The organism is Streptomyces sp. NPDC058284 (genome assembly GCF_042881135.1).
Classification (GTDB): Bacteria; Actinomycetota; Actinomycetes; order Streptomycetales; family Streptomycetaceae; genus Streptomyces.
In genome coordinates this window covers 66,067-77,166 of record NZ_JBHVYE010000034.1, presented here as the reverse complement: position 1 = coordinate 77,166, position 11,100 = coordinate 66,067, and the positions used below count along the sequence as shown (strand labels likewise).

General features: G+C 71.1%; 8 protein-coding genes. All 8 read left to right on the top strand.

Annotated features, from left to right (window positions below; translation table 11 throughout):
- Positions 1-1,483: 1,483 nt before the first annotated feature.
- The 8 genes from ACFVYR_RS33240 (at position 1,484) to ACFVYR_RS33205 (ending at position 10,999) form a co-directional block, all read left to right on the top strand.
- On the top strand, positions 1,484-2,665 hold the full coding sequence (locus ACFVYR_RS33240; protein ID WP_384259226.1) for an ROK family protein: 1,182 nt from the start codon (positions 1,484-1,486) through the stop codon (positions 2,663-2,665).
- 74 nt (positions 2,666-2,739) lie between these two features.
- Positions 2,740-4,080, top strand: coding sequence for an ABC transporter substrate-binding protein (locus ACFVYR_RS33235; RefSeq protein ID WP_384259228.1), 1,341 nt, complete (start codon positions 2,740-2,742; stop codon positions 4,078-4,080).
- A gap of 26 nt (positions 4,081-4,106) precedes the next feature.
- Positions 4,107-5,042, top strand: coding sequence for a carbohydrate ABC transporter permease (locus ACFVYR_RS33230; RefSeq protein WP_384259230.1), 936 nt, complete (start codon positions 4,107-4,109; stop codon positions 5,040-5,042).
- Positions 5,043-5,048: 6 nt separating this feature from the next.
- Positions 5,049-5,957 (top strand): carbohydrate ABC transporter permease, encoded by a 909-nt coding sequence (locus tag ACFVYR_RS33225; protein ID WP_384259232.1) that lies wholly within the window; start codon positions 5,049-5,051, stop codon positions 5,955-5,957.
- 8 nt (positions 5,958-5,965) lie between these two features.
- The gene (locus ACFVYR_RS33220) at positions 5,966-7,231 is read left to right on the top strand and encodes a 6-phospho-beta-glucosidase (RefSeq protein ID WP_384259234.1); all 1,266 of its coding nucleotides are present in this window, start codon (positions 5,966-5,968) and stop codon (positions 7,229-7,231) included.
- Positions 7,222-8,226, top strand: a complete 1,005-nt coding sequence (locus ACFVYR_RS33215; RefSeq protein WP_384259236.1) for an N-acetylglucosamine kinase — start codon at positions 7,222-7,224, stop codon at positions 8,224-8,226. The genes ACFVYR_RS33220 and ACFVYR_RS33215 overlap by 10 nt, the downstream gene beginning before the upstream one ends.
- 209 nt (positions 8,227-8,435) lie before the next feature.
- Positions 8,436-9,968, top strand: a complete 1,533-nt coding sequence (locus ACFVYR_RS33210; protein ID WP_384259238.1) for a hypothetical protein — start codon at positions 8,436-8,438, stop codon at positions 9,966-9,968.
- Between the two features lie 32 nt (positions 9,969-10,000).
- On the top strand, positions 10,001-10,999 hold the full coding sequence (locus tag ACFVYR_RS33205; protein ID WP_384259240.1) for a glutamate ABC transporter substrate-binding protein: 999 nt from the start codon (positions 10,001-10,003) through the stop codon (positions 10,997-10,999).
- The last annotated feature ends 101 nt before the right edge of the window (positions 11,000-11,100 follow it).

Here is an 11,100-nt window from a genome sequence, read left to right as displayed (position 1 = left end):
CTCCACCCTTGACTCCCGTCCCTCCACCGCACGTTGACTGTGACCCGGACGCCCAGGGGTGGGGCCGCCGGGGGGCGTGGGATGGGTCATTCCCTCTCGCTGCCGGGTGCGGCCCGGTCCAACGCGAGCCGACGTCACGGTCGGGGCTCGGCTGCCCCAGCGGCCTCGCCGCTCGGGCCATCCCCTCGCCCTGCCGGGTGCGGACCGGCCCATCGTGGGCCGACGTCACGGTCCGGGCGCGGCTGCCCCAGCGGCGTCGCCGCTCGGGCCATCAGCCATCGCTGCCGGGTGCGGCCCGGTCCAACGCGAGCCGACGTCACGGTCCGGGCTCGGCTGCCCCTGCGGCCTCGCCGCCCGGGCCATCAGCCATCGCTGCCGGGTGCGGACCGGCTCAACGCGAGCGCACGCTACATTCCCGGGTCGGCTGCCCCTGCGGCGTCGCCGCTTGGATCATCCCCTCTCGCTGCCGGGTGCGGACCGGCCGAACGCGAGTCGAGGCTACGTTCCCGGCTCGGCCGGGTCCCCGGCGTCGCCGCTCGGGCCATCAGCCTTCGCGGCCGAGTGCGGGCCCGGCCCATCGAGAATCACCGACCCAGTCACGGCTCGACCAACCGATCGACCGGGTCGCTGCCCGGTCCGGCACCTACTTTGGGAAAGTTGCGAATCCATCCACCGCGCGCCCCCCCCTGTCACGCCCCGCACGCCCCGCCCGTCTCGGATACGCGACCTATCGCCCGGGGGAGCGGCATCAACTTTCGCCAAGTTGCGAAGCAGTCCGCTGCGCGCCCCCTGCCACGCCCTGCGCGCCGCCTCATGCACCTCGGCAGACCCCCATCCGGACGGCGCATTGGGAGTGAAGAGGGGGCGCGCGGCGACTCCATTCGCAACTTTCCCAAAGTAGGTGCCCCGGCGGAGTGGCAGGCGACCGCCCGGCGATGAATGGTCTGACCGAGCGCGACCCTAGCGGCCGCCCACGATGGGCCGGTCCGCACCCGGCAGCGATGGCTGATGACCCGAGCGGCGACGCCGCCGGGGCAACCGAGCCAGGACCGTAGCGTGCGCTCGCGTTGGACCGGACCGCACCCGGCAGGCAAAGGGAATGACCCATCCCACACCCCCCGGCGGCCCCACCCCTGGGCGTCCGGGTCACAGTCAACGTGCGGTGGAGGGACGGGAGTCAAGGGTGGAGCGCAGCGAAATCGGCGCAGCCGACGCGACGAAGGAGCGCCCTTTACTGCCGGCCCGGAACCGCCACACTCCGCAAAACCCCGGACGCCCCCGCCCACCCCCAAAGGCACCGGCCCACCAAAGGCTGACGCACAGCGTGCAACGCCGACCCCCACAGGTAACGACTTGGTTGCCGGGACGGCGTCCGCTATTGACGCCCTCTTCACGCCAGCCGTACGGTCCTCACGAATTGGAAAGTTTCCTAACAGTTAGCGGGGACCGCTACCGTACGGGTAGCCGAGAGGCAGGTGGCGTCATGGGAGCAGGCAGCACCCCGGGATCCCCGGGTACCCCTGGTACCCCCGGCACTCCCCGCGTCCTGCGCGCCATGAACGACCGCGCCGTACTCGACCTCCTGGTCGCCCACGGCCCCCTCACCCGCACCCGCATCGGCGAGCTCACCGGCCTCTCGAAGCCCACCACCTCGCAGCTCCTCGGACGGCTCGAAGCCGCCGGGCTCGTGCACACCACCGGCAGCCTCAGTGGTCGCCCGGGACCGAACGCCCTGCTGTACGAGATCGACCCCGGCGCGGGCCACGTCGCCGCGCTCTCCGCCGACCCGACCGGCATCACCGCCCTCATCGCCGACATCACCGGCACCGTCCTCGCCCAGAAGCGCGTGGAGGCCGACGCCGTCGCCGAGGACGTGCGCCACCGCACCGCCCAGCTCGTCGCGGAGGCCGTCGACGGCGCGCTGCGGCAGGCGGGGCTCGGGCACGAGGACCTGCGGGCCGCCGTGATCGGCACCCCCGGCGCCATCGACCCGCACACCGGCCAACTGCGCTACGCCCCGCACCTGCCCGGCTGGCACTCCCGCACCCTGCGCGACGACCTCGCCGCGGTGCTCGGCACGCCCGTCGACATCGAGAACGACGTGAATCTGGCCGCCGTCGCCGAGCAGTACGAGGGCGCCGCCCAGGACTTCGACAACTACGTGCTGACCTGGCTCGACGAAGGCGTCGGCGCCGCCATCGTGCTCGGCGGCACCCTGCTGCGCGGCGCGACCGGCGGCGCGGGCGAGATCGGCTACATGCCGCTGCCCGGCGCCCCGCTGCTGCGCGGCGCCTCGCAGGGCGGCGGCGACGGCGGCTTCGAGAGCCTCGTCTCCGCGTACGTCGTGCGCAACCTCACCGGCGGCGGCGCGACGCTCGCGGAGGTGCTGGCCGACGACGCCGCGCTCGGCGAGGTGGCCCGGCGTATCGCCACCGGCATCGCCGCGGTCGTCGCCGTCGTCGACCCCGAACTCGTCGTGCTCTCCGGCTCCGTGGCCCAGGCGGGCGGCGACAAGCTGCGCGTCAGGGTCGAGGAGGAGCTGACCGGACTCGCCCTGCCCCGCCCGCAGATCCGCATCAGTGAACTCGACGGCGACCCGATCCTCACCGGCGCCCTGCGTTCGGCCCTCACCCAGGCCCGCGACCAGGTCTTCGACACGGCCTGAGCCCTCCCGCCCCTTCCCACTCCCCTCCCCGCACTCCTCTCCCCGCACTCCTCTCCCCGTAAAGGAAGTCCGCCATGCCGCGATGGCGCATGCCCACCTGCGCGTCCGCGGCGCTCGCCGCAGCCGGCCTGTTGCTCTCCGGCTGCGCCAACCCGAGCGTCGGCAGCGCGAACGACGACCCGACCAAGCCGGTCACCCTGAAGTTCTGGCACGGCTGGTCGACGCCCGGCGAGGTCAAGGCCGTCGACGACAGCATCGACCGGTTCGAGAAGCTGCACCCGAACATCAAGGTCAAGGCCACCGGGAACGTCTCCGACGCGACCGTCAACCAGGCCCTGCGCGCGGGCGGCGGCAAGGCCCCCGACGTGGTGTCGTCGTTCACCACCAACAACGTCGGCCAGTACTGCGAGTCCGGGATGTGGACGGACCTCGATCCGTTCATGAGGAAGACCGGCCTCGTCAAGGAGAAGGTCTTCCCCAAGACGCTGCTCGACTACACCAGTTACCGGGGCAACCAGTGCGCCCTGCCGCTGCTCGCCGACGCCTACGGGATGTACTACAACAAGGACGCCTACAGGAAGGCGGGCATCGAACGGCCGCCCCGCACCATGTCCGAGTTCGAGAAGGTCAGCAAGAAGCTGACCGTCCGCAGCGGCAAGAACTCGTACGAACAGGTCGGCTTCCTGCCCAACTTCCGCTTCTACCAGAACAGCCCGGACCGCCTCTTCGCCCAGTGGGGGCCCAGGTACTTCGACGCGAAGGGCGACTCACGGCTCGCCGAGGAGCCCGCCTCGTACCAGTTCTTCAAGACCGCTCACCGGCTCGCCGAGGCGCAGGGCGGCTTCGACGACCTGGAGCGGTTCCGGATGACGTTCGGTGACGAGATGTCCAGCCAGAACGCCTTCCTGACCGGCAAGGTCGCCATGCACCTCGACGGCGAGTGGCGCGGCCTGATGCTGAAGGACGCCAAGGCGAAGTTCGACTGGGGCGTGGCCCCGCTGCCCGTCCCCGACGACCGGGCCGATACGTACGGGCGCGGCTTCATCACCGGCACCGTCGCCGGGATCGCGCACAGCAGCAAGCACCAGAACGCCGCGTGGGAGCTGGTGAGGTTCCTGACCGCGGACACCAAGCAGGTCGTCGACTTCGCGAATGCCATCCACAACGTGCCCTCCACGTTCGCGGCGCTCAAGTCGCCCGACCTGGACGCCGATCCGACCTTCCGGACCTTCTTCGACATCCTGGAGAACAAGCACAGCAAGGCCCTGCCGCCCTCCGTCAACGGCGGCGCCTACGTCGTCTCGCTCATGGACTTCGCGTACTCCGTCGAGGCCGGACGCGTGGGCGATCTGCGCAAGGGCCTGAAGAAGCTGGACGAGCAGATCGACGCCGACACCCTCCAGTCGAAGAGCTGAAGAGCCGAAGAGCCGAGGACCCCGCTATGGCAATCACCCTCTCCCCTCCCGCGCGCCGCAGACTGCGCACGCTCGGTTTCCTCTCCCCCTGGCTGGTCGGCTTCAGCGTCTTCTTCGCGTATCCGCTGATCGCCACCGTCTACTTCTCGTTCATGCACTACAACCAGATCAAGGAGCCCACCTTCGTGGGCCTCAGGAACTGGCGGTACGTGTTCGAGCAGATGCCGCTCTTCGGGCCCGCCCTGTGGAACACGCTCTGGCTCGTCGTGATCATGGTGGCGCTGCGCGTGGTCTTCGGGCTCTCGCTCGGGCTGCTCATCACGAAGATCAAGACGGGTGTCGGGTTCTTCCGCACCGCCTTCTACATCCCGTACCTGGCGCCGCCGGTGGCCGCCACCGTCGCCTTCGTCTTCCTGCTCAACCCGGGCACGGGCCCGGTCAACGAGATCCTGGACACGGTCGGCATCTCCGGGCCCAACTGGTTCAACGACCCGGACACCGCCAAGCCCTCGCTGGTACTGCTCTCCCTGTGGGGCATCGGCGACCTGATGGTGATCTTCATGGCCGCGCTGCTCGACGTACCGAAGGAGCAGTACGAGGCCGCGGACCTGGACGGCGCGGGCGCGTTCGCCAAGTTCCGCTACGTCACCTGGCCCGCGATCACGCCGATCGTGATGTTCGCGGTGGTCACGGGCGTCGTGCAGACCATGCAGTACTACACGCAGGCCCTGGTCGCCGGGAAGGTCGCCTCCGGCGTCAACATCGGCCCCGGCTCCGTGATCCAGCCCGGCTACCCGGAGCACTCGACCCTCACGGTCCCCCAGCTCGTCTACCAGATGGGCTTCCAGAACTTCAACACCGGCGCCGCGTGCGTGCTCTCGCTCGTACTCTTCGCCATCGCCATGGCCGTGACGATGCTCCTGATGCGCAAGCGCTCCGGACTGCTCGCGGCGGAGGACTGAGGACTCATGACGACTACGACTCTCCCCGCGCCTGCGACTCACGAACGGACCGCCCCCAAGCAGCGCGGCCCCGCCGCCGCCCGGGCCCGCCGCAAGCGCGCCCTGCACTGGATCGCCGTGCACAGCGTCGCGATAGCCGTCGCGCTGCTCTTCGTCCTGCCCTTCGTCTTCGTCTTCCTGACGTCGGTGATGAGCGACTCGCAGGCGATGAGCGGCGACCTGTGGCCCGACTCATGGCACTGGTCGAACTACAAGGCGGTGTTCGAGACCCCCGGGTTCCTCGACTGGTGGCGCAACTCGCTCCTGTACGCGGGTCTCGGCACCCTCTTCACGGTCTGCTCGGCGATCCCCGTGGCGTACGCGCTCGCCAAGTTCCGCTTCCGCGGCCGGCGTGCCGCGATGCTGCTCGTCATCTCCACGATGATGCTTCCGCCGCAGGTCATCGTGATCCCAATGTACCTGGTGTGGGCGCAGCAGTTCCATCTGTCGGGCACGTTGTGGCCGCTGATCATCCCGATGGCGTTCGGCGACGCGTACTCGGTCTTCCTGCTCCGGCAGTTCCTCCTCACCATCCCCAAGGAGTACATCGAGTCGGCGAAGGTGGACGGCTGCGGCGAGTTCCGTACGCTCGTCAAGATCGTGGTGCCGATGGCCAAGCCGGGCATCGCCGCCATCGCGCTCTTCCAGTTCTTCTACTGCTGGAACGACTACTTCGGGCCGCAGATCTACGCGGCCCAGAACCCCGGCGCCTGGACGCTCAGCTACGGCCTGGAGTCGTTCAAGAGCGCCCACAACGTCAACTGGAACTTGACCATGGCCGCGACGCTGCTCGTCATGGCGCCCGTCATCGTCATCTTCTTCTTCGCACAGAAGGCCTTCGTCGAAGGCGTCACCCTCACCGGAGTAAAGGGCTGAGAACCGAAATGAAGCTCGCAGTGGTCGGCGGAGGGTCGACCTACACACCCGAACTGATCGACGGATTCGCGCGGTTGAGGGACACGCTGCCGATCGAGGAGCTGGTCCTCGTGGACCCGGCCGCCGACCGCCTCGACCTCGTGGGCGGCCTCGCGCGGCGCATCTTCGCCAAGCAGGGGCACCCGGGCCGCATCGTCACCACGTCCGACGTGGACGCCGGTGTCGCCGACGCCGACGCCGTCCTGCTCCAGCTGCGGGTCGGCGGGCAGGCGGCACGCCAGCAGGACGAGACCTGGCCCCTGGAGTGCGGCTGCGTCGGCCAGGAGACGACCGGCGCGGGCGGCCTCGCGAAGGCCCTGCGCACCGTGCCCGTCGTCCTCGACATCGCCGACCGCGTCCGGCGCACCAACCCGAACGCCTGGATCATCGACTTCACCAACCCCGTCGGCATCGTGACCAGGGCGCTGCTCCAGGCCGGGCACAAGGCCGTCGGACTCTGCAACGTGGCGATCGGCTTCCAGCGGAAGTTCGCCAAGCTGCTCGACGTGGCGCCGGGTCAGGTCCATCTGGACCACGTCGGCCTCAACCACCTCACGTGGGAGACGGGCGTACGCCTCGGGGGCCCCGGCGGCGACGACATCCTGCCCGGGCTGCTCGCCGAGCACGGGGACGCGGTCGCCGCGGACCTGCACATGCCGCGCGAGATCGTCGACCGGCTCGGCGTCGTGCCCTCGTACTACCTGCGCTACTACTACCAGCACGACGCCGTCGTCGATGAGCTGCGGACCAAGCCGTCACGCGCCGCCGAAGTAGCGGCGATGGAGCGGGAGTTGCTGGAAATGTACGGCGACCCGGCGCTGGACGAGAAGCCGGAGCTGCTCGCCAGGCGCGGCGGCGCCTTCTACTCGGAGGCGGCCGTGGACCTCGCGGCCTCGCTGCTCGGCAACGGCGGCAGCCCCTACCAGGTGGTGAACACCGTCAACAACGGCACGCTGCCGTTCCTGCCCGACGACGCGGTCATCGAGGTGCAGGCCACGGTCGACGGCAAGGGCGCGAGGCCGCTGGCCGTGCCGGAGCTCGACCCGCTGTACGCCGGGCTGATCGCGCACGCCACCGGGTACGAGGACCTCGCCCTTCAGGCCGCCCTGCACGGTGGCCGCGACCGCGTCTTCAAGGCGCTGCTCGCGCACCCGCTGGTCGGCCAGTACGCGTACGCGGAACAGCTCACCGACAGCCTTCTCGCGCACAACCGGGAGCACCTGGCGTGGGCGTAGGCACGAGTGTGCTCGCGATCGACGCGGGCAACAGCAAGACCGACGTCGCGGTGGTCGCGGCCGACGGCACGGTCGTCGGCGCGGCCCGCGGCGGCGGGTTCCAGCCGCCGATCGTGGGCGTCGAGACCGCGGTGGACGTGCTCGCGGAGGCGGTGACGCGGGCGCTCGCCGAGGCCGGCACCGACACCGTGGGACATGTGTCCGCCTGCCTCGCCAACGCCGACCTGCCCGTGGAGGAGCGGGAGTTGGCACAGGCGCTGCGGCAGCGTGCCTGGGGCTCCTCGGTCGACGTGCGCAACGACACCTTCGCCATCCTGCGGGCCGGACTCCTGGAGGACGCCGAGCCGCGCGGGGTCGCCGTGGTGTGCGGGGCGGGCATCAACTGCGTCGGGATGCTGCCGGACGGGCGCACCGCCCGCTTCCCCGCCATCGGCCGCATCTCCGGCGACTGGGGCGGGGGCGGCGCCCTCGCCGAGGAGGCGCTGTGGCACGCGGCGCGCGCCGAGGACGGCCGGGGCGCCGCGACGGCGCTGCGCGAGGCGCTGCCCGCGCACTTCGGCCTGCCGTCCATGTACGCGCTGATCGAGGCGCTGCACCTGCGGCACCTCGCGCCGGTACGGCGGCACGAGCTGACGCCGGTCCTGTTCGCCACCGCGGCGGCCGGTGACGCCGTGGCGCGCTCCCTCGTGGACCGGATGGCGGACGAGGTGGTGGCCATGGCGACCGTGGCCCTGGACCGCCTCGGCCTGCTCGACGAGGAGGCGCCGGTACTCCTCGGCGGCAGCATACTCGCCGCACGACACCCTCAACTCGACGACCGGGTACGGGCTTTGCTGGCCGAGCGGGCACCCAAGGCGGCGCCCCAGGTGGTCGTCGCGCGTCCCGTGCTCGGCGCGGCCCTCCTCGGCCTCGACCAGGTGGGGGCACCGACACGGGTGCACGCGCGCGTGCGGGAGCAGTACGAGAGCGGCGCGCGCGCCGGGAGCGGCGGCTGACCGGGTTCCCGCCGGCGCGGGTTGTGCGCCGACGGGAACCGAACTCCCCTCAATTCCGTGTACATATGCAGGGATCCGAACAAGATCGAGACAAGCCCTGTGCGGATGTCAGTCCCTGCGGCAATACTTGCGGCCGAACACTCCTTCCGGCGCCACGCGCGCCGGGCGGGGGCAACCGTCCGGAGACCGAGGGGGAGGTCGAGGTCAAGGTGACACATCCGCCGAACGGCAGCGCGGCGCCGCCGGGTCCGCCCGGTCCACCGGGTCCGCCCGGAGCGGCTCCGGGACTGCCGGGGCAGGCGTCCGGACAGGCCGCTCCGGCGATACCCGCCGTGCCACCGCAGGCGCCGGGCCTCCCGGCCGCGCCGCCGGGGCAGGCCCCGCAGGCCGCCCCCGCCGGGCGCCGCACCGCCTGGTCGGAGGGTGTCGACCGGCTGCGTGCGGCCGCGACCACGGAACCGGGCAGGCTGCGCATCATCGGCGCCGTACTCGCCCTGCTCGTCGTCGCGTTCGGCGCGGTCACCACCTGGCAGATGACGGACCGCTCGGCCGCCGCGGACGACGTGCTGCACCGCAGCCAGCCGCTGAGCGCCGACGCCGCCGCCATCTACCGCTCACTGGCCGACGCCAACACCGCGGCGTCCAGCGGCTTCCTCGCGGGCGGCCAGGAGCCGGCCGACGTCCGCGCCCGGTACGAGCGCGACATCGACAGGGCCTCGGCGAAGCTGGCGAAGGCCGCGTCGAACGCGGGCTCGGGCTCGTCCTCGGCGGCCTCCGTCGGCGAGCTGAACAAGCTCCTGCCCCAGTACACCGGCCTGATCGAGCGCGCCCGCGCCAACAACCGCCAGGGCCTGCCGCTCGGCGGCGCCTACCTGCGGTACGCGAACGACAAGATGCAGACGCAGATGCTCCCGGCCGCCGAGAAGCTCTACAAGGCGGAGAACGCCCGGCTGAGCTCCGACTACGACAAGGCCGAGCCCTACCCCTGGTTCGCCATCGCCCTCGGCGTCCTCGCGCTCGCCGCGCTGGGCTGGGCCCAGCACCGCAACTACCGCCGCACCAACCGGGTGTTCAACCACGGCCTGCTCGCCGCCACGGCCGCCGCCACGGTCGTCCTGCTCTGGCTCGTCGTCGGCCACACCGTCGCCCGCTCCGGCCTCAGCGACTCGTACGACAACGGCGTGCGGTCCCTGAACGTCCTGAACGACGCGCGCATCAGCTCCCTGAAGGCCCGTGGCAACGAGAACCTCACACTGGTCAGCCGCGGCGCCGAGACCACCAAGGTGGCGGGCGAGCCGCAGGACAAGTTCGACGTCGCCTACCGCGCGCAGATGAAGCAGCTGGGCGACGACAGGAGCGGCCTGCTCGGCAGGGCGGCGGACCTCGCCCGCGGCACCGGCGGCGAGAGCCCGGTCGTCGAGGCCGCGGAGAACGTGGGCGTCTGGAAGGACCGGCACAAGGTGGCGCGCGCCAGCGACGACGCCGGTGACTACCAGGGCGCGCTCAACAGGGTCATCGGCAACAAGGAAGACAAGAAGGCCGAGCCGACCGGCGAGTGCTTCGACAACGTCGACGCGGCTCTGGACCGGGCGCTCGCCTTCGAGCAGCGCGATTTCCGGCGGGCGGCACGGGACGGCCGGGGCGCCATGAGCGGACTTCCGGTCGGCGCCGCCGTCCTCGCGGTCCTCGCCGCGGCGGGCGCCGTGCTCGGCATCGGCCGCAGGCTTTCGGAGTACCGGTGAGCGATCCAGAAGTGAGAGGGGGCGCGCAGAGGATGCGGACGCGACGCGGCACGGCCGGCAGACTGCGCGGCTGGGGCGGTACGGGCGCGATGGGCCTTGCCTGCGCCCTGACGGGAACACTCGTCCTGGTGCTTCCGCAGTGGGGCGCGGGCGGGGGCGGTGGCGCGGAACGCGGCGGCCCGGCCACCACGGTGGCAGCGCCCGCGCGGGCCGGCGCCGACGACTGCAACGACCGGAGCCTGCGCCCCTCGCCCGACGACGGCCCGACGATCGACAAGATCAAGAACCGCGAGGTCAAGAAGCTCATCGTCGGCGTCGACCAGAACAGCTACCGCTGGGGCTACCGCGACCCGAACAAGCCCGGCGGCAAGCTGGAGGGCTTCGACATCGACCTCGCGCACCGGATCGCCGAGGAGATCTTCGGCGACCGCGACGCCATCGTGTTCCGCGCCATCCCCACCAACCAGCGCATCCCGGCGATCCGGAGCGGCCAGGTCGACATGGTCGTCCGCACCATGACGGTCAATTGCAAGCGCCTGGAGGACGTGGACTTCTCCACCGGCTACTTCGAGACCGGCCAGCAGGTGCTCGCGCCGCGGAAGGCCGAAGGCATCAAGGGCTACGGCCCCTCCCTCGCGGGCAAGAAGATCTGCTCCGCGTCCGGCTCCATCGCCGAGGAGGAGCTCAAGAAGAAGAGCTACGGCGCCGACATCTCCACCACGGTCCCCAACCAGCTCGACTGCCTGGTGCGGCTCCAGCTCGGTGAGGTGGACGCCGTGGTGACCGACAGTGCGCTCGCCGCGGGCCAGGCCGCGCAGGACCCGACGGTCGAGCTCAAGGGCGAGGAGCCGTTCACCACGGAGCACTACGCCGTGGCGATGAAGAAGGGCTCCGACGACCTGATCCGCCGGGTCAACAAGGTCCTCGACGACTACCGCAAGAACGGCGGCTGGAAGAAGTCCTACGACCACTGGCTGAAGGACGCCCTCGGCAGGTCGGCGTCCCCGCCCGCCGCGGAGTACCGCGACTGACCCGGATCCGACAACCGACCTGGTACCACTGGAGAGTTACACCGGAGCGCAACGACTGGGGACTCACGACCGAGGACTCACGGCAACACAGAGCGGAGAGG

Coding starts and splice junctions, on each gene's coding strand:
- ACFVYR_RS33240 (WP_384259226.1), top strand. CDS start 1,484: ATGGGAGCAGGCAGCACCCCGGGATCCCCGGGTACCCCTGGTACCCCC.
- ACFVYR_RS33235 (WP_384259228.1), top strand. CDS start 2,740: ATGCCGCGATGGCGCATGCCCACCTGCGCGTCCGCGGCGCTCGCCGCA.
- ACFVYR_RS33230 (WP_384259230.1), top strand. CDS start 4,107: ATGGCAATCACCCTCTCCCCTCCCGCGCGCCGCAGACTGCGCACGCTC.
- ACFVYR_RS33225 (WP_384259232.1), top strand. CDS start 5,049: ATGACGACTACGACTCTCCCCGCGCCTGCGACTCACGAACGGACCGCC.
- ACFVYR_RS33220 (WP_384259234.1), top strand. CDS start 5,966: ATGAAGCTCGCAGTGGTCGGCGGAGGGTCGACCTACACACCCGAACTG.
- ACFVYR_RS33205 (WP_384259240.1), top strand. CDS start 10,001: ATGCGGACGCGACGCGGCACGGCCGGCAGACTGCGCGGCTGGGGCGGT.